Annotated in this window: 15 protein-coding genes; 7 read left to right on the top strand and 8 right to left on the bottom strand. The window is 70.7% G+C overall.

Going from position 1 to position 18,920, the window contains the following annotated elements; translation table 11 throughout:
• Positions 1 to 100: 100 nt before the first annotated feature.
• From EES43_RS30465 to EES43_RS30460, 3 genes are all read right to left on the bottom strand, one after another.
• The gene (locus tag EES43_RS30465; RefSeq protein ID WP_164493096.1) at positions 101 to 556 is read right to left on the bottom strand and encodes a hypothetical protein; all 456 of its coding nucleotides are present in this window, start codon (positions 554 to 556) and stop codon (positions 101 to 103) included.
• 255 nt (positions 557 to 811) lie between these two features.
• Positions 812 to 2,518 carry a YhgE/Pip family protein gene (locus EES43_RS01280; RefSeq protein ID WP_164493095.1) on the bottom strand — a complete coding sequence of 569 codons (1,707 nt, stop codon included), beginning with the start codon at positions 2,516 to 2,518 and terminating at the stop codon, positions 812 to 814.
• Complete coding sequence (locus EES43_RS30460; protein WP_164493094.1) at positions 2,515 to 3,324, bottom strand: ABC transporter ATP-binding protein; 810 nt, start codon at positions 3,322 to 3,324, stop codon at positions 2,515 to 2,517. Before EES43_RS30460 ends, EES43_RS01280 begins: the two co-directional genes overlap by 4 nt.
• A 345-nt stretch (positions 3,325 to 3,669) precedes the next feature.
• Between EES43_RS30460 and EES43_RS01275 the strand changes: the two genes are divergently transcribed.
• Positions 3,670 to 4,407: a hypothetical protein gene (locus tag EES43_RS01275; protein ID WP_124266922.1), complete on the top strand. Its 738-nt coding sequence runs from the start codon at positions 3,670 to 3,672 to the stop codon at positions 4,405 to 4,407.
• Positions 4,343 to 5,050 (top strand): class E sortase, encoded by a 708-nt coding sequence (locus EES43_RS01270; protein WP_241192306.1) that lies wholly within the window; start codon positions 4,343 to 4,345, stop codon positions 5,048 to 5,050. The genes EES43_RS01275 and EES43_RS01270 overlap by 65 nt, the downstream gene beginning before the upstream one ends.
• Positions 5,051 to 5,079: 29 nt before the next feature.
• Here EES43_RS01270 and EES43_RS01265 read toward each other — a convergent pair whose 3' ends face one another.
• Complete coding sequence (locus tag EES43_RS01265; protein WP_241192598.1) at positions 5,080 to 6,969, bottom strand: transglycosylase domain-containing protein; 1,890 nt, start codon at positions 6,967 to 6,969, stop codon at positions 5,080 to 5,082.
• A 447-nt stretch (positions 6,970 to 7,416) separates the two neighbouring features.
• Between EES43_RS01265 and EES43_RS01260 the strand changes: the two genes are divergently transcribed.
• A complete protein-coding gene (locus EES43_RS01260) occupies positions 7,417 to 7,905 on the top strand; it encodes a hypothetical protein (protein ID WP_124266920.1) in 489 nt (162 codons plus the stop codon).
• Positions 7,906 to 7,960: 55 nt separating this feature from the next.
• On the opposite strand, the gene EES43_RS01255 is transcribed toward EES43_RS01260, so the two are convergent.
• From EES43_RS01255 to EES43_RS01245, 3 genes are all read right to left on the bottom strand, one after another.
• Complete coding sequence (locus tag EES43_RS01255; RefSeq protein ID WP_124266919.1) at positions 7,961 to 9,385, bottom strand: MFS transporter; 1,425 nt, start codon at positions 9,383 to 9,385, stop codon at positions 7,961 to 7,963.
• Positions 9,386 to 9,536: 151 nt separating this feature from the next.
• A complete protein-coding gene (locus EES43_RS01250; RefSeq protein ID WP_124266918.1) occupies positions 9,537 to 10,019 on the bottom strand; it encodes an ATP-binding protein in 483 nt (160 codons plus the stop codon).
• Positions 10,020 to 10,222: 203 nt separating this feature from the next.
• Positions 10,223 to 12,277, bottom strand: coding sequence for a hypothetical protein (locus tag EES43_RS01245; protein ID WP_206429975.1), 2,055 nt, complete (start codon positions 12,275 to 12,277; stop codon positions 10,223 to 10,225).
• Positions 12,278 to 13,057: 780 nt separating this feature from the next.
• On the opposite strand from EES43_RS01245, the gene kdpF reads away from it, so the two are divergent.
• Genes kdpF through EES43_RS01220 form a run of 4 tightly spaced genes read left to right on the top strand, consistent with a single transcriptional unit; the run spans position 13,058 to position 17,626 of the window.
• A complete protein-coding gene (kdpF, locus tag EES43_RS01235) occupies positions 13,058 to 13,147 on the top strand; it encodes a K(+)-transporting ATPase subunit F (RefSeq protein ID WP_124266915.1) in 90 nt (29 codons plus the stop codon).
• 8 nt (positions 13,148 to 13,155) lie between these two features.
• Complete coding sequence (kdpA, locus tag EES43_RS01230; protein WP_124266914.1) at positions 13,156 to 14,820, top strand: potassium-transporting ATPase subunit KdpA; 1,665 nt, start codon at positions 13,156 to 13,158, stop codon at positions 14,818 to 14,820.
• 29 nt (positions 14,821 to 14,849) lie between these two features.
• A complete protein-coding gene (gene kdpB, locus EES43_RS01225) occupies positions 14,850 to 16,952 on the top strand; it encodes a potassium-transporting ATPase subunit KdpB (protein ID WP_206430157.1) in 2,103 nt (700 codons plus the stop codon).
• Positions 16,953 to 16,957: 5 nt separating this feature from the next.
• Positions 16,958 to 17,626: a potassium-transporting ATPase subunit C gene (locus tag EES43_RS01220; protein WP_124266912.1), complete on the top strand. Its 669-nt coding sequence runs from the start codon at positions 16,958 to 16,960 to the stop codon at positions 17,624 to 17,626.
• A gap of 167 nt (positions 17,627 to 17,793) precedes the next feature.
• Here the strand turns inward: EES43_RS01220 and EES43_RS01215 are convergent, their stop codons facing one another.
• Positions 17,794 to 18,783, bottom strand: a complete 990-nt coding sequence (locus EES43_RS01215; protein WP_124266911.1) for a DUF3048 domain-containing protein — start codon at positions 18,781 to 18,783, stop codon at positions 17,794 to 17,796.
• Positions 18,784 to 18,920: the final 137 nt, after the last annotated feature.

The following is an 18,920-nucleotide window of genomic DNA, read 5'->3' as shown; positions in this document are numbered from 1 at the left end:
GGGCCGAACGGGTGAATAGGGGTCAAGATCGGTTACGCAGAGCCAGGGAGTGGATACAGGGAGCCGCCGGTCGGTGTTCCCGTCCCGGGACCTTCAGGCGTCACGACTGCCGGCGTCGCCTGATCGCCGCGAAGGCCAGGGCGGTCAGCCCCGCGGCCCCGATCGTGGCGCAGACGATCGCGAACCCCTTGGTCTGACCGATGCCCGTGGGGGCGAGGTCCGAGGCCGATGGGCTCGGAGCCGGCGGGGAGGAGGGCGGACAGCTCGGCAGCGTCGGCCGCGCCGTCGGCGTGGGCGAGAGCGTCGTCGGCGCCGTGGCCGTCGGTGTGGGCGAGAGCGAGGGGGACAGCGATGGCGAGAAGGACGGCGTCAGCGTGATGGAGGGGGTGAGCGAGGGCGTGGTGGTGAAAGAAGGCGTGAGTGACGGAGTCAGTGACGGGGTGGGTGAGACGGAGGGGAAGGGGCTCGTCGTCGTGACCGAGGGGGTGGGGCTGGTCGGCGTGACGGAGATGGACGGCGAGGGCGTCGGGAAGGTCGGCGAGGCCGATGGGTTCACGGGCGGCCCGGTGGTGCAGGTGGCAGAGGGAGTCGGCTCTCCGGCGGCACTGGCCTGCCCGGCGGCTGTCATCGAAACCAGGGCAGCGGCGCAGAGGGCTGCGGCTACCCTCCTTCCCTGGTCCATAGGAGGTCCTCTCGGTAACCAGCCAGGCGATCTGACCCGGACTGTCTCATCGTGCTGTCCTCGACCACTCGCCGCCTGCCCTGAGGACCGGCCGCGCCTGATCGGCGGAGTTTTTCACCCGTGTGCATGTCAGCACCGGTCGCGGAACGGCGAGCCCATGCGTTCTCCGGTCCACTGGCGGCGTCGCGCCACGCACAGGGTGGACAGGGCGAGGCACACGGCCATGAGGCCGGCCATGACTCCGGCGGCAGCCCAGAAGTAGGACGTCGGCCCGCCGGAGACGGCCATCCGGAGCCCCTCCACGGAATAGGTCATCGGCAGATAGGGGTGGAGGCCGGAGAAGAGGGCGTTCGTGGTCTCCACCGGATAGAGCCCGCCCGCGCCGCCGAACTGCACGGCCAGCAAGAGGAAGAAGACGCCCTCGCCGAGGATTCCGGCGGCTGCTTTCAGGACGTGGCCGAGCGCGGCGAAGCCGAAGCCGGTCAGCACGCAGAGCACGACCGCGGCCCAGGGGTGGACGGCGTCGAGCGACAGCAGCGCCTGTCCGAACGCGAACAGCCCGCACGTGGACAGGGCGCTGATCACGGCGATGGGCAGCCAGCTCGCCCGGGCGATGGCGAAGGCGTTGATGGGCGACGCGACGCCCCGGCTGCTCGCACGCCCCAGCACCGTGAGCGCCACCAGGACGGACACGCAGGAAAGGAGACTGAGGGCGAACGGCGCGATGCCGCGGGCGAGGGTCCGTGCCGGGTGGTGGTTCTTCTCCTGTACGGAGATGGGGCTCTGCACACCGTGCGACGCGGAGACGCTGGCCGCCGGGATGCTCTTCGCCAGGTCCTGGAGCTCCTTCTCCAGGGCGGACACCGACGTGGTGAGCGCCTTGCTCCCGTTGATGAGCGGCGTCAGCCGGTCCAGCAGGGACTTGGTGCTGGACGCCGCTTCCTGGAGCTTCCCGTTGAGCGCCGTGACCCCGCCCTGCGCCAGCCGCACGGAGTTGCCCGTCTGCGTGGTGTTCTGCGTGATCAGGGGGCCGTTCCCCGACCCCGAGCTCTCCTGGGCGGACTGGGCGGTCGCCGCCGCCTCGTTGAGCTGGGACGCCATGGTTCCGCTGTTGCCGTTGGCGCTCTGCAGCGTGTCGTTGAGCTGGGAGAGCGCCGCCTTCATCTCCTCCATCTGCTTCGCGATCTGCTCGGTCCCGGACGCGGGCGGCTGCGCGCCGGGAGGCTGCTCGCCCTCGCCGGACTTGAGCTTCGTCTCCAGCTTGAGCACGTCGTTCACGCGCTTGCGGACGTCCGCCCACACATCGGTGGTCTGCTGGGCCTCGTATCCCAGCACGATGTTCAACGCCTCGTTCTTGATCCTCTCGGCGTAGGCGGTGGCCGACAGGCCGACGAGGTATCCGTGGGCGTCGTCGACCTCGACGGTCAGGGAGGCGTGGGCGGGCTTGCCGGAGAGTCCTTCGGCGATCTTCGACGAGAAGTCCTCGGGGATGACGAGGACCAGGTAGACCTCTCCGCGGCGCAGCTGCTCGACCGCGGTGTCGTACGGGAGGTTCCGCCAGGCGAACGCGTGGTTGAGCCGCACCTCCTCGGTGAGCCTCTTGCCGACGTCCATCCGCACGGCGGGCTCGCCGGGTTCCTGGCGCATGTCCGAGGGCCGGTCGAGGTCGACGATCGCCGCGGGCGTGTCGCGCATCCGTCCCTGCGGGTCCTGGAGCGACAGGAGGCACAGCGCGCTGCCCACCAGCGGGATGAGGATCAGGAGGGCAGGCACCCACTGGAGGCGTGGGCCGCGAAACCGCTGGAACTCCAGCCACGCCAGGCGGAGCGCTCTCACGAAGCCGACTCCTCGTCCTCGTACGGGCCCCTCGGGTCGTCGTACTCCTCGTCCTCCTCGTCCCAGGGCGCCTGATCGGCCGCGTGCGGCTTCCCCTCGGGTGAGGCGTCGTAACCGGGCAGGCGGTGCGAGGCCGGGACCCAGGTGCTGCCGTGTTCACCGCCCCGGTCCGGTGCCCGTTCGCTGCTGACGGGGATGTCGACGTCGCCCCAGCCCGCGTCGGAGGAGGTGGCGATCACGGCTTTTCCGGCCGAGCTGATCGCGCGCAGCGCCCGGCGGACGAAGAGCCGGTCCGCGGTGCCCAGACCGGCGTCGACGTCCGCCACGGCGATGCCGTCCACATGCTGGCTGCAGGCGAGCGCCACCGCGAGGAGTAGGCGTTCCACCGGATCCAGGTCCCGGATGGGGGTGTCGCCCGGCGGGGTCTCGATCCGCATGAGCTCGCACGCGTCGCGGACGGCGGCGACGGACATGCGCTTCCCGCAGACCAGCCGCCGTTCGGTGATCGCCTCCCGGACCCGCAGGAGCGGGTCGACAGTGATCACGGGCGGCGCCTGGGCGACGGCGATGCGGTCCCGGAGGACCGCGGCGATGGAGCGGCCGGGGAACGAGCTGTCCGTGTGCAGCGTGCCGCCTGCCAGGGAGAGGCGTCCGCACAGGGCCAGCATCAGCGCCGTACGCTCCTGATCCGCGGGACCGGAGACCACGGCCAGGTCCCTGTCGTGGACCACGCCGCTGACCGAGGTGAAGATCAGCCCGTCCGGGCCCATGGCGCTCAGCTGCCGCGCTTCGACAAGTAGCCCCATGACGTTTCCCTTCTCGGAACGTCGCTGCGAAATACGGTCGAAGGCGCCGGCCGGGACGGCCGGCGCCGATGCCGCCCGCAGGAAGGTGACAGCCCGCTCTCCTCGGGAAATTCCTTTGCCGGCTCGACCCGGCACCATGAAAGCCTTCGTGTGCGATTACTATATTTGCGTACTATTTCGCTCCACTCCAGCACCGCAGCCCCTGCGTGTTGGTCCGCCGGGAAGGATCTCCACGCGGCGGGGCAAGGCAAGCGGGGCAATGCGTTCACCCGAAAAGCTCAACCCGCGCAGGAACCGCTCGTCGGCGACGCGACGGATGACGACAGCGCTGCGTTACTGAGCGGCATGGAGAGTCTTGTTCGCCAGTGGCGGCGGAAGAAACGGCTCATCGCCTTCCCGCGGTGGGGCGGCGGAAGCATCGCGGCCGTCGTCGTCCTGCTCCTGAGCGTGCTGCTGGGCTACGGCTACCTGTACGCCCGCATGGGCGGCGCGCAACCGGCGCGCGGCCCGGTCGAGCTGGACGCCCTGTGCGGCAGCCCACCCGTCTACGTCGCCGCCAACAGCCCCTACCGGGGCCCCGGCCCCCACCCGATGGTCGTCTACCACGAAAAGGACCAGACCTCTCCGCCGGCCTGGACCAGGGTCGCCGTCGACCCGTCCGCCGACGACGGCGCCCCGCTCGCTCAGGAGGACAGTGCCCAGGTCCAGCTCGTAGCCTGTGCTGAGCGAGTCCAGGAAGAAAGGACCCGAGAGGTATGCAGACTCGAAGGTGGTGCGACGCCTCTGTATCGGGCCGTATACCGCGTGCGCGTGCGGGAGGCCCGTACCGCCCGCACCGTGGCCGAGACGCTGGTCCGGCCCACGGCCGAGCAGTGCCCCCGGTTCATCCACGTGGACTCGCGCGATCCGCGCGCGTACACCCTGCCCTCGGCGCAGGACTACGCGCAGCAGCTCGCCGACGTGATGAACGCACCGGCCGCCGGCCCTCCGGCGCGGGATCCGTGTCGGGAACCCTCCGGTGACAGCTCGTCCGGGCCGCCCGCCCCGGAGCGCACCTGCCCGCCTCTTCGGCGTCCTCGGTGAAGTCTTCGTCACCGTCGCCGTGATCATGGCGCTCTTCCTCGTCTACCGGATCTGGTGGACGAACGTGGAGGCCGACCGGATGGCCCAGTCGACGGCCAAGGCGATCCGGGCCGAATGGTCGCGCGAGGGCGGCGGCGGCAGGCAGAAGTCCGCGTCCTCACCGGGAATCGGGTTTCTCCACGTCCCCGCGCTCGGCGGCGCGGGAGAGATAGCCATCGTCGAGGGAACCGACCCCGAGCGCCTGGACGAGGGCGTCGCCGGTTTCTACACGCATCCGGTCAGATCGGCCATGCCGTGGGACCGCGAGGGAAACTTCTCGCTGGCCGCCCACCGGGACGGCCACGGAGCGAAATTCCACAATCTCGACAAGGTGAGGTCCGGCGACCACGCCATCGTGGAAACCGAAGGGAAATGGTACGTCTACACCATTTTCGCGACCCTGCCCAAGACGGCGGACACGAATGTCGGCGTCATCGATTCCATTCCGAAGGGGTCGGGCCGCTACACACGCGGGCAGTACATCACCCTCACCACCTGTACGCCGGTGTTCACGTCCGACTACCGGCTGATCGTCTGGGGAGAACTCACCCGGGTCGAGCCCGTGACGCCCGGCCGGACCCCGCCGCCCGAGATGCGCCGCTGATCCCGCCGCACCGCGCACCCGGGCCGCGGCTACGGGTTCGAGGCGAGTTCCAGCACGAAGGGCGAGGGTTCCACTCCGGTCAGGGCCGCCTTCGTGTAGGCGGCCCAGATCCGCGCCGGATAGCCGCCGCCGTTGACGCGCGCCTCCCCCAGGGCCCCGTACAGCGGTCGTAGGACGCCGGAGTCGGGATCCTGCCCCATCACCGCCACCACCGTCACCAGGTCGGGCGTGTACCCGGCGAACCAGGCGGCACGGTCGTGCTCCGCGGTCCCCGTCTTCCCGGCGGCGGACCGGCCGGACGCGAGCGCCTCCCTGCCGGTCCCGTTCTCCACCGCGCCCACCAGGACCGCGGTGGTGGCGTCCGCGGCCGTGCGGGGGATGACCTGGATGCTGGTGCGCTCGGGCAGGCTGATCGGCGCATCGCCCCGGTCGATCTCCTTGAGGAGGGTGTAGCCGCGGCGCGCGCCGTGGTTGGCGAGCGTCGCGTAGGCCTTGGCGAGGTCCAGGACGCTCGGCTGGGCGGCGCCCAGGGCGATCGCCGGAGCGGAGGTGAGACCCGGTGTCGCCGCCGGCAGACCCAGATCGACGGCGGTCGATCGCACGCGGTCGGTACCCACGTCGGAGGCCAGTTGCGCGTAGACCGAGTTGACCGACTTCTCGGTCGCCGCGCGGAGGGTGATCGGACCGTAGTCCACGTCGTCCTCGTTGGCCGGGGCGTAGCCGACCGGCCCGTCGGCGCTCACCACCCGTCGTCTGTTGGAACCGTCGTAGACGGTGTCCGGGGTGATCGCCGCGCCGTCGACGGTCGACGAGCCGTTCGCCAGTGCGGAGGCCAGCACGATCGGCTTGAACGTCGATCCGGCCTGGTAGTCGCGGCGGGTGGCGTTGCTGACGTACTGCCGGGTGTAGTCGTAGCCCCCGTACAGGGTGGTCACCTCCCCGGTCGCCGGGTCCACCGACGCGCCCCCGACCCGCACGGAACGGTCCTGCGGCCGTCTGCGGTCGAGGGCGCGGACCAACTGCTCGTCGACGGCGCGGACGAACGCCTCCTGGCGCTCCTTGCGGATGGTGGTGACGATCCGGTAGCCGCCGGCGGCCAGCCGGCTCTCGTCGACGATGGCGTTCTCCACCAGGTACTGCTTGACCGCTTCGACGACGTAGCCGCGCTGACCGGAGAGACCGGCCGGCGCGCGTACCGCGTGAGGAACGGGGAAGGCCGTCCCCGCCCGCTCGGCGGCACTCAGCCACTTCTCCTCGACCATGCCGTCCAGGACGTAGTTCCACCGCCGCACGGCCTGCCGCCGGTACTCGGGGCGGGCGACGACGTCGTACCTGCTCGGCGCGTTCAGGAGCGCCGCCAGGTAGGCCCCCTCGGCGACCGTCAGCCGCTCGGCGTCCTTGCCGTAGTACGCCTGCGCGGCGGCCTGGATCCCGTAGGCGTTGCGCCCGAAGAAGCTCGTGTTCAGGTAGCCCTCCAGGATCTGGTCCCTGCTCTGCTTCTGGGCGAGCTTCACCGAGATGAACAGCTCCTTGGCCTTGCGGGCGAAGGTCTGCTCCTGGTTGAGGTAGTAGTTCTTGACGTACTGCTGCGTGATGGTCGAACCGGACTGCCTGCCCTTTCCGGTGACCGTGTACCAGGCGCCCCGGAGCATGGTCCTGGGGTCGATCGCGTGCCCGGAGTAGAAGTCGCGGTCCTCGGCGGCCAGCACGGCCTGCCGCACCTTCACCGGTACCCGGGAGAGCGGAACCGCCTCGCGGTTCACCTGGCCCTCGCGGGCGAGCACCGAACCGTCGGCGTACAGGTAGAGGTTGCTCTGCAACGTGGCCGCGCTGTTCGGCGACGGGACCTGGACCAGGAGGTACCCGACGACCAGGAGGTTGACGGCGAGCACCGCCCCCCACAGGACGACCCGCGTCACCGAACGCCGCAGTGAGACCAGGCAGCCGCGCCGCGCCGCCGCCGGGCGGCGTTTCCAGCGCCCGTACGACGTCCGATGGCCGGATCCGGCGCGTGCCGCGGACACGGTGGGGGCACCCGGGACATCTCGACCGTTCGGCTCGCTCATGCTGGCCGGCCACTCCTCCCGCTGCGGACGACGACCCGGACGTCATCGGGCACGTACCAGATATCTCACAACGCGCGGGCGCGTCGCGCGCTCCTGCGCCGTACGTCCGCGCGTCCCCGCCCAGCGGCCGAACCGTGCGCGGGCGTCCTCCGTCCCGCCCCCGAATGGGTCTCTCCGCTTGGCACCGACCGGGCCCCCGACCAGAGTGGGGCCATGGCTGCTCGGGGACCGAGGGAACCAATGACATCTCGTGGACGAGGAGTGAGGAGCGGGTTTCTGACCGCTCTCACCGTGATGGCGATGACACAGGCGCTGCCCGCCGCGGAGGCGCTCGGCCAGGAGCGGCCACGGCACCGGCCGGCGGGCGACCTTCTCCCCGGCCCGGCGCGGATCCTGCCGCGGGCCGACGAGACGATCGCGCCGAGCGCGAACCCCCTGTGCGTCCTCACGCCGACGCCGACCAGCGGGACCACGCCCACGTCGACCGTGTCGCCCCTGCCGACGTGTTCGACGCTCTCGCCCAGCTCCACCGGCGATGTGACGGTGTCCCCGGCCACGTCCTCGCCGTTCTGCGTCATCGTCCCCGCGGGCGGCACCGTCGCGCCCACGCCGACCTCCACGGGGCCGACGCTGCCGCCGTGCCCCACCGCGTCCCCCTCGGGACTCGCCCGCACCGGGACGGCGGGAGTGGGGACGCTCAAGGCCGCCCTGATCGCGGCGGGCCTGGTGGGCGTCGTGTTCCTGCTGCTGGGGGCCTTCTTCGGGCGCAGGCCGCAGGGCCGCCACTGACCGGTACGGGAGCCGGACGGCCCGCAACGCGTCCTCGGCCCCCGCCGGCCGCCGGTCAGTCCCGCTGCGGCTCACTCTGCTGATGGCGCAGCGTACGCACCGTGGTCGGCAGAGTGACCAGGGCCCCGACGATCAGGAGCAGGGCCGCCGCCCGGCGGATGACGTCGATGGCCCCGGTGTCGGTCGCCGCCCCGGCGACTCTGTGGTGCAGGGATTCCAGGCTCGTCGAGGCGAAGGACGTGGCCACGGCCGCCGCGAGGTACTGGATGGCGAGGCTCTGGCGCGAGACCACTCCGGCCTGGTCGGGCGTGACGCGGTGCTGGACGAGCACGTTCGTGAGTCCCGACGTCAGGCCGAACCCGGCCCCGCACACGGCGAGCGCCGTCACGTAGACGCCCGGGAAGGCCTCGGCCGTCAGGGTGGCCACCCCGGCGGCCGTCAGCGCGAGGGTCAGGGTGAGCAGCGCGTGGGCGTTGCGCACACGCCCCAGATGCCCGGCGGCGTACGCGGCGAGCGTGTGCGGAATCGAGAAGCCGAGGAACGCGCACCCCGCCACCAGTACGGAGAGTCCGAGGCCGTCCTGGAGATGCAGCATCGAGAACGTGGACACGATGACGAGCCCGACCACCGAGGTGGAACCGGCGATCGTCAGCACGTGCAGGGGCCGGTCGCGGTACAGCGTCCGCTTGCGGACCCCGCCGGAGGAGTCCCGCTCCAGGATGACGTAGACGGCCAGCAGTCCGAGGCTCAGGGACAGGCAGGTGAGGGTGGAGGTGGACGACCAGCCCCACGCCGTCCCGCGGTCCGCGGTGACGGCCAGGCCGATGCTGCTGAGGGTGATGCACGCACCGGTGACGAGCGGAGTCCGGCGGCCGGCCCCCTTGGGCCCGGTGGGGGCCGGCAGCCGCCAGCGGACGAACACGATCGCGATCAGTGCCACGGGCACGTTGGCGAGGAAGACCGCGCGCCATCCGAAGGCCTCGGCCAGCAGACCGCCGACGAACGGCGCCGAAGCGGCCCCCGCCCCCGAAGCGGCCAGCACGAACCCCACCGCGATGTCCCGCTGCCGCCCCCGGAACGCACCGGCGGTCATCGCCACCGCCCCGGGCAGCACGAACGCTCCGACCACTCCCTGGAGCGCGCGGCCCACGATCAGCCACGGCAGGCTGCTCGCGGCGGCGCAGACCAGCGAGCTGAGGAGGAAGAAGAAGAACCCGTAGGCGGTCGTCCGGCGGACGCCGACGGCCTGGGTGACCCACCCGGTCACCGACATGGCTCCGCCGAAGCCCAGCATGAAGGCCGTCACCAGCCAGTGGAGATCGGTGGGGGAGCGGTTGAGGTCGCCGGCGATCTCCGGCAGCGCCGTGTTCACCGACAACCAGTTCAGCTGAACCACCAGAGCGGCCATTGCCGCGGCGATCAGGACGGTCCGGTCCCGGCGGCTGAACGACCGTACGTCGCCGTCACCGATCCGCCGCACGCGCCTCACCCCCGCCACCCGCTGTAGTCGGAACAGTCCCCCGTCCCTTCCTACTCGGCTCCCGTGCGCACGGCCACCGGACACGACGACGTGTTCGCCCGACGGGGCGAACACGTTCGGTCAAGGTCGGCCGAAAGAGGTAACGGACCCCTCAGGAGCTGATCCGGCAGGGCGACGCCTCGGCGACGACTTCCGCCGAACGGACGGCGCCGTGCTCGCCTTCGCTGAAGTCGGTGTTCATGGCCAGGGAGGCGACGATGTCCTGGCCCCGGCCGTGCTCGTCGCCCGGGAAGGAGGCGTGGGAGGCCGGCCCGACGGGGGCGGGTCCGCCGTCGGCGACGGTGACACAGACGGTGTGGTGGTCGGCGCTCTGCGCGACGTGCAGGCACAGGGGAGGCTCGGCGTGCACGACCGCGTTGGTGACCAGTTCGGAGACGACCATCAGAACGCCGTCGGAGTCGGACTCCTCGACCCCCCATACCGCCAGCGCCGAACGGGTCACGGCCCGCGCGGTCCGCACGGATTCCCGGCTGTGGGGAAGAGACTCGCAGATGGCCGGTTCCGTGTCGGGCGCCGACGCCCGGGCGAGGCGCGAAGCAGCCGAAGCGATGCCGTTCTTCTGGGTGGTAGCCATGGCCAGTCTCCCGGATGCTCTCTCTGTGCCTCGTTCGCCCAAGGGGCCTTACATCCTTTGTAGGTCTCCGCGGCCGTCGGAACCCCCGGCACAGTCCCCAGTCGTCCGACGGGCGTGTCGCGGGGGCGGCCGGGGCGGCGGGGGCGGACGCACGACCGGGGCGACACCGCCGTAGCGGCATCGCCCCGGTCGCCTTCGTTCTCCTACTTGGGGGCCTGGTAGGGGCCGACCGCCGTTCCGTGCTTGGTGACGGCGTGCACGGTCATGCCCTTGAGGTTCTCGATGGAGGTGAGGTCGGAGGCCGTGGCGAGCTTGAGGGTCCCGGCCTGGACCGCCATGGGGAGCGAGGCCACTTTGTCCTTCTGGATGTTCTCCCGCGGCAGCTCGTCCGCCGGAACGAGCGCGTTGTAGCGGAAGACGGCGACGCTGGCGGGGTTGTCGACCGCTCCGGTGCCCGCGGCCTTGACCCGGTACGTCGGGGCGGCGCTGGTGGAGGCGGTGGCGGCGGTGATCTGGGAGGTGTTCTGGGCGATGGGGACACCGCTGGAGATGGTGCCGGTCAGCCGGTGCGTGGGGGCGGTGTACCGCGTGTCCACGTTGACGGTGTCCATGTGGTCGTCGAGGTCGAGGGTGGGCGTGAGCCACGTCAGGCCGGCGGCGCTGTCGGTGGTGGAGAGGTAGGCCCGGTTCTTCTCGACGGACTGGGCGCCCATCGCGCCGGTTCCGGCGCCGGTGTTGATGGTGGCTCCGCGGTGGCGCGAGACGGCGGACGCGCCGTCCCGTCCGTGCATGCCCGTGATCAGCTTGCCGTTCTCGTCCCGGAAGTAGATCGAGTCGTAGGCGTCGGACAGTCCTCCGCTCTGCGGGATCAGGGTTCCGTTCTGGTCGAAGAGCTTCATGCTCAGCTCTTCCTGGACGGCGCCGTTCGCTTCGAGGGTGATCCGGCCCGCGGCGCTCTGGGCCTTCACTTCCATGGCGCTGATGTCATTCATCGTGACCGTCGGGGCCGGCAGGGAGGAGAGGGGGATCTCGTTGGAGGAGGTGCCATAGCCGCCCGTGACCCGCAGTTGCGTGATCGACTCTCCGGCCTTGTTCTGGAAGAGGAAGTCGGATCCGCCGTGGGAGACCCGCTTGCCGGAGGCGCTCGTGGTGGAGGAGGGGAGCACCGTGCCGACCTTGCGCCACTGGCCGGAGGAGTCCTTGCCCTCGACGACGTACGGCGGGACACGGAGCTGGGAGGGGTGGTCCTCGGCGAAGGCGCGGGTCTTCGCCTCGATGTCGACCTTGTAGATGGGCCGCTCGTTGACGGCCCGGTCCGTGCTCGTGCCGGTGATGCGCTTGGCCGTCACCTTGTTGGGGGCGCTGTGGACGTCGCAGACGCCGCCCTGGGAAGCGGCTCCGGAGGGACGCAGTACGGAGATCGCGCCGGTCTTGTCGCTGGTCGCCCAGAAGCCCTTGCCCCGGCCGTCGGAGGCGAGGCCGCCGCCCAGTTCCTCGGCCTTGGGGAAGTATCCGTTGAAGGCGAGGGACGTGGAGGTGGTGTCGTAGCAGCGGAACCAGTAGTCGGCGTTGGCCTGGAGGTTTTCGAGCTTCCACTGCTGGCTGCCGTCACCGAGATCCTTCCACGGCGAACCAGTGGTTCCGACCCGCGTGTCCAGTTCCCATCGCAGGGGATAGGGGAAATCGGCGCCCCCGAACGCGGTCTCGGTGTTGGCGCGCGCCTCGGAGATCACGATGCGCGTCTTCTTGTCGGAATATCCCGATTGCTTCTGCTCATAATGCGATTCGATCTTGAAGCCGGTTCCGGCCTGCTCCTTCACGGAGGCCGGCTGCTCGCCCGGGTTCCAGCGGTACATCTTCGCGACGGTACGGTCATTGGGATCGTCGCCCCGCGTCACCTCGACCCAGTAGCCGTTGTCGTAGGTGCCGCTTCCGACCTTGTAGGCGTAGTTGGCGCTCTTCGCGCCGCTGTCCAGCGGGACTCCGGCACTGGTGGGGAGCTTCTGCGCGTCCGGGAGGCCGTCGGTGTTGACGTCGCCCTGGTGCTCGCCCGGACCGTAGAAGAACCTGACCTTCACGTCCGTACCGGAATGGTTGACGACATCGACCTCGTAGGTGGGCTGCGCTGTCGCCCCCACCTCCGAAGCCGAGGCCGGGGAGGGCAGAGCGGCGAACGTCCCGCCCATAAGGGCGGCCACCGCGCAGATTCCTCCCACCCGCTTGGCGGTCTTGGTGCTGGGCTTCGCCACCGTACTCATGATCTCCTCGCCGTTTCCATCGCTGTTATCGGTGTCATCGGTGTTGTGCATCGCCGGTCCGCGCGATTCCTCGGGGCGTGGGTGAGCGATTGCGCAAAGTCGTTGCCTTGGTTCTTCGGAAGCCGGGTTTTCCGGCCGTGCCCGTCTGTGCGGAGCGCTGACGGGCACGGCCGGACGGGCCGGGCAGCCCTCACAGGGGAATTACCTGATGTTTCAGTCGTGGTGCGGGATGCGAGGGGAATCGGGTACCGAGTAGGTGTCGATCATCCGAAGCCACCGCTGGAAGAAGTCACTCAGCCTGTTCGTCATGGATCTTCTCCATTCCGTGAAGGATGGGCCGGTCGAGAACGGGGTGCCTCGGCCTGCATCTACCGTCGCGTCTCCCTGAGAAATCGAGCTAAGGGTTTCGCCCTAGCCTTCGCGCCGGCCGGAATGAGGCCCGCGTCGACGGGCGTGGCGGGGGCGTGCCCGGGGCCTGGCCCGGGGCCCGGCTGTGGGCGGCCTCGTGGGCGGGCTCGGACAGGTGAGGGCCGCCCGGGGCCGCTGCCCTCCGCGGTCCGGTCTCCGGCGCGGAACTCGTAGCGATCGCGTAAAGAGCGAGGAGCGGGACGTATGGGAGCCGTCAACGCGGCCGGTCGCCCGATCCGGAGGAGGTTTCCTCATCTCGTCAGAGAATCCGTTCTTCATTCAGGAGCTCACGATGGCCGACCTGGCCTTCGTCGTCACCACGATCGCCGTCTTCGCGCTGGTGGCCCTCGTCGCCAAGGGGGTGGCAAAGCTGTGACCGCCGAGAACATCGTCGGCCTCGTCGTGGCCGCCGCCCTGCTGGGCTACCTCGTCCTCGCCCTCGTCAAGCCCGATAGGTTCTGAAGCGCGACATGAGCCCCGTACTCGCTGGTGCACTCCAGCTCCTCGCACTGATCGTCGCGCTGGGTCTGGCCCACCGACCTCTCGGTGACTACATGGCCCGGGTCTACTCCAGCGACAGGCACCTGCGCGTCGAGAAGTGGATCTACCGCGGCATCGGCGCCAACCCGGCCGCCGAGATGCGCTGGCCCGCCTACCTGCGCGCCGTGCTCGCCTTCTCGGCCGTGAGCGTCCTGTTCCTGTACCTCCTCCAGCGGATCCAGGGCAGCCTGCCCGGCTCGCTGGGCTTCTCCTCCATCGATCCCGACCAGGCGTTCAACACCGCCGCCTCCTTCGTCGCCAACACCAACTGGCAGTCGTACTACGGCGAACAGGCCATGGGCCACGTCGTGCAGACCGGCGGCCTGGCGGTGCAGAACTTCCTCTCGGCGGCGGTGGGCATCGCCGTGGCGGTCGCCCTGGTCCGGGGCTTCTCCCGGGTACGCACCGGCGAGCTCGGCAACTTCTGGGCCGACCTGGTACGCGGAACGGTGCGCGTGCTGGTGCCGATCTCGGTCGTCGGCGCCCTCGTGCTGGTCGCCTGCGGGGCCATCCAGAACTTCTCCGGCATCCACGAGGTCGGCCAGTTCACCGGCGGCAGCCAGCAGTGGAACGGCGGCGCGGTCGCCTCGCAGGAGGTCATCAAGGAGCTCGGCACCAACGGCGGCGGCTACTTCAACGCCAACTCCGCCCACCCGTTCGAGAACCCCAACGGACTCTCCAACCTCTTCGAGATCTTCCTCATCCTGGTGATCCCGTTCGCCCTGACCCGCACCTTCGGCCGCATGGTCGGATCGCTCCGGCAGGGTTACGCGATCCTCGCCACGATGGCCACCATCTGGCTCGCCTTCACGGCGCTGATGATGTGGACCGAGTTCGCCCACCGGGGCCCGGCCTTCGACATCGCCCAGGGAGCCATGGAGGGCAAGGAGACCCGCTTCGGCATCGCCGGCTCGTCGCTCTTCGCGGTCGCCACGACCCTCACCTCGACCGGCGCGGTGAACTCCTTCCACTCCTCGTACACCGGTTTCGGCGGCGGCATCACGATGCTCGGCATGCAGCTCGGCGAGATCGCGCCCGGGGGCGTCGGCTCCGGCCTCTACGGCATGCTGATCATGGCGATCATCGCGGTCTTCATCGCCGGGCTGATGGTCGGCCGCACCCCCGAGTACCTCGGCAAGAAGCTCGGAGCCCGCCAGATCAAGCTGGCGGCCTGCTACATCCTCGTCACCCCGGCGCTCGTGCTCGGGTTCACCGCCGTGGCCATGGCCCTGCCCACCCCCGGCGACTCCATGACGAACTCCGGGGCGCACGGCTTCTCCGAGATCCTCTACGCCTACACCTCCGGGGCCAACAACAACGGCTCCGCCTTCGCCGGGCTCAACGCCGACACCCAGTGGTTCAACACCACCATCGGCATCGCCATGCTGCTCGGCCGGTTCCTGCCGATGGTCTTCGTCCTGGCCCTGGCCGGATCGCTGGCCGAACAGAAGCCCGTACCCGAGACGGCGGGCACCCTGCGGACCGAGAAACCGCTGTTCAGCGGCCTCCTCGTCGGTACCGTCCTGATCCTCACCGGTCTGACCTACTTCCCGGCCCTCGCGCTGGGGCCGCTCGCCGAAGGGCTCGCGGCATGACCAACGACGTAAAGAACCAAGAGGGCGCCATGTCCACCGCCACCCCGACCGAGGCGCCGCACCGCGACCCCTCGCCGCAGCACCCGCCGGCCGCACGCGTCGGCGGCGGGCTGTTCGACCCGAAGCAGCTTCTGCGCTCCTTCCCGGACGCGCTGCGCAAACTCGATCCGCGCGTGATGGTCAAGTCCCCGGTCATGTTCGTCGTGCTGGTCGGCTCGGTGGTCACCACCGGACTGGCGGTGACGGATCCCGGCGACTGGTTCGGCTGGGCCATCGCCGCGTGGCTCTGGCTGACCACCATCTTCGCCAACCTCGCGGAGGCGGTGGCGGAGGGACGGGGCAAGGCGCAGGCCGAGACCCTGCGCAGGGCCAAGACCGGCACCGTCGCCCGGCGGCTGGTGGACGGGGTCGAACAGCGCGTCGCGGGAACCGAGTTGACCATCGGCGACCTGGTGGTCTGCGAGGCCGGAGACATCGTCCCCGGCGACGGGGACGTCGTCGACGGAGTGGCCTCGGTCGACGAGTCCGCCATCACCGGCGAATCGGCCCCCGTCATCCGCGAGTCGGGCGGCGACCGCAGCGCCGTCACCGGCGGCACCAAGGTGCTGTCGGACCGGATCGTCGTCAAGATCACCACCAGGCCCGGCGAGACGTTCATCGACCGCATGATCAACCTGGTCGAGGGCGCCGCCCGGCAGAAGACGCCCAACGAGATCGCGCTCAACATCCTGCTGGCGTCCCTGACGATCGTCTTCCTGCTCGCCGTCGTCACGCTGAAGCCGTTCGCGATCTACGCCGGAGCCGACGAGCAGACGTCGATGATCGTCCTCGCCGCGCTGCTCGTCTGCCTCATCCCGACCACCATCGGCGCGCTCCTGTCCGCCATCGGCATCGCGGGCATGGACCGGCTGGTCCAGCGCAACGTGCTCGCCATGTCGGGGCGCGCGGTCGAGGCGGCGGGCGACGTGTCGACCCTGCTGCTCGACAAGACCGGCACCATCACGCTCGGCAACCGTCAGGCGGCCGAGTTCGTGCCCGTCGAGGGCGTCGCGGAAGCCGACCTCGCGGACGCGGCCCAGCTCTCCTCGCTCGCCGACGAGACCCCCGAAGGACGCTCCGTCGTCGTGCTGGCGAAGGAGAAGTACGGTCTGCGCGAGCGCCACCGCGGCGAGCTCGCCCACGCCGCCTGGGTCGCCTTCACCGCCCAGACCCGGATGTCCGGCGTCGACGTGGACGGACGCAGGATCCGCAAGGGCGCGACCGGCTCCGTGCTCGCCTGGGTCGCGAGACGGGGCGGAGACGCCGGCGAGGACGCTCGGGAGCTCGCCGACCGGATCTCCCAGGCCGGCGGCACGCCTCTCCTGGTGGCCGTGGAGGACGCCGACGGCGCGCGGGTCCTCGGCGTCGTCCACCTCAAGGACGTCGTGAAGGACGGCATGCGCGAGCGGTTCGACGAACTGCGCCGCATGGGCATCCGAACGGTCATGATCACGGGCGACAACCCGCTGACCGCCAAGGCCATCGCCGAGGAGGCGGGTGTCGACGACTTCCTGGCCGAGGCCACGCCCGAGGACAAGATGGCCCTAATCAAACGGGAGCAGGCCGGCGGCAAACTCGTCGCCATGACCGGTGACGGCACCAACGACGCCCCCGCGCTGGCCCAGGCGGACGTCGGCGTCGCGATGAACACCGGCACCTCGGCCGCCAAGGAGGCCGGGAACATGGTGGACCTGGACTCCGACCCCACCAAGCTCATCGAGATCGTCGAGATCGGCAAGCAGCTGCTCATCACACGCGGCGCCCTGACGACGTTCTCCATCGCCAACGACGTCGCGAAGTACTTCGCGATCATCCCGGCCATGTTCGCCGTGGCCTACCCGTCGCTGGACCGGCTCAACATCATGGGCCTGACCTCGCCCGAGACCGCGATCCTGTCTGCGGTCGTCTTCAACGCGCTGATCATCGTCGCGCTGGTGCCCCTGGCCCTCAAGGGCGTGCGCTACCGGCCGGCCGGCGCCGACCGGATGCTCCGCCGCAACCTCGGCGTCTACGGACTCGGCGGCCTGGTCGCCCCGTTCGTCGGCATCAAGATCATCGACATGCTCCTCTCCCTCATCCCCGGAATCGGCTGATCGCCATGACCAACAACTCCGTAAGCAACGCGGCCCGGCTGTTCGGGGCGGGCCTGCGCGCGCTCCTGGTGCTGACCGTCGTGACCGGCGTGCTCTACCCGCTGGCCGTCACCGGCCTCGCGCAGGGACTCTTCCCCGAGAAGGCGAACGGTTCCGAGGTCAGCGCCGACGGCCGGGTCGTCGGCTCCGAACTCATCGGCCAGACCTACACCCTCCCGGCCGAAAAGGGCCAGGAGACGGCGAAGCCGGATCTCGCGTGGTTCCAGCCGCGCCCTTCCAACGGCCTGGGCGCCAACACCGTCAACACCCAGTACTCGCTGATCCTCTCCGGCGCCACCAACCGCTCCGGCGACAACGAGGAACTGATCCGGTGGGTGACCGACGCCAAGGCGGCCGTGGTCGAGGACAACTCCACCGCCGGCCACCCGGTCCGGCCCGAGGACGTCCCGGCCGACGCCGTCACCTCCTCCGGCTCCGGCCTCGACCCGCACATCTCCCCCCAGTACGCCGAACTCCAGGTCCGCCGCGTCGCCGAGCGCAACCGGCTGGAGGTGCGACAGGTCGAGCGGCTCGTCGCCGACCACACCGACGACCGCATCCTCGGCTTCATCGGCGAGCCGCGGGTGAACGTCCTCCGGCTCAACATCGCGCTCCGGGAGCTGACGGGGCGCTGACCGGTAACGGACCGGCGCACTGCGGGGCCCAGGCCCTCCGCCGGGCACCCGCGCGCCCTCCGGCGGACCGCCCGGTCCCCCGGAGGGCGCTCTCCGTCACCCGGGTCCGCCGGCCGGTACGTCGTCGCCGTTGACGCGGACGCCACAGTCGACCCGGCTCGCCCCGCTCATGGCGCGGTCGCGGTGGCGGAGGCTCCGCGCGGTGCGAACACGACCCAGAGCGGACCGCGGGCGAGGTCGACGCGCCGGCCGTCGGCGTCGGTCAGCTTGGTGTCCGCGCCGGCCGTCGGCCGCGTCCAGCGGGCGTCGTACGCCTTGCCGTCGCGCAGCACGAGCGCCTGGCCCGCGCCCACGGTCTTTGTGAACGGCGTGGTGTTCCCGGACCGGTCGTGGAAGTCGGACGGGCGTACGGTCACCTCCTGCACGACCACCGTGGCCGCGGCGAGCCGGCCGCCCTCGGCGGTGCGGGCGGGAGAGCCGTCCATGGAGACGAGGAACCGCCCCCGCTCGGCGGACCAGCTGAAGGCGAAGCGCGCGGAGGGGTAGCGGACGGTCTGGGTGCCCGCCGGCCTCCCGCCGGGCGGCGGCGCGCCGAACCTCATGCCCAGCGCCTCGACGGCGTCGGTCCCCGTCGCCCGGTACGGGATCTTCGCCGGCCGCAGGTAGAGATCGTGCGGGGCGGGGCGCTCCGGGTTCCGGAAGTACGCCCCGGGCGCCTTGGAGGGCGGCACGGCGTCGATCGGCGCCCGGTCGATGAGCGGGAGCAGCTTGCTCTGGGCCCCGGAGAAGGCGAGTGTCGGCCGGTCGAACTGCCGCAGCAGCTCCAGATCCGTCTCCCGTGCGCTGCGTACCGGGCCGATCACCGAGGGCAGCGTGGAGGAGTAGACGGCGAGAAGCCGGCTGAGACCGGCCTCCACCTGCTCGACGTACACGATGTCCGCCGCGTCGAGCCCGGTCTGCGGCCGGGCGGGCGCCACGTTGTCGATTTTCACCCCGAGCACGTGCGGGTCCTCGGCCGTACCGCTACGGGACGGGGCCGCGCTGCTGCGGGGCGTGGCCGGCGGGCCGCCGCCGCCCGTGCATCCGGCCGCCGCGACGGCGAGGAGGAGTGCGGCGAACAGCGTGGCGGCGAGGGCTCTCACTCGGGCTGCGTACATGGCGACCGCCCCTTCCGGGGCTCCGGTCGACCGTGCCTGCGGAGTGCGGCCGGGTCGCTGCCCCACATCCATCATCACGCGGCCGGCCCGATTTCGGTTGCCCGAAGGCCGGAGGGCCGCCCGGCGGGGCCCGCAGG

This window comes from Streptomyces sp. ADI96-02 (genome assembly GCF_003846185.1).
In the GTDB taxonomy this organism is placed as follows: domain Bacteria; phylum Actinomycetota; class Actinomycetes; order Streptomycetales; family Streptomycetaceae; genus Streptomyces.
Note: the sequence above shows the minus strand (reverse complement) of the source record. Positions and strands in the feature narration are given on the sequence as shown.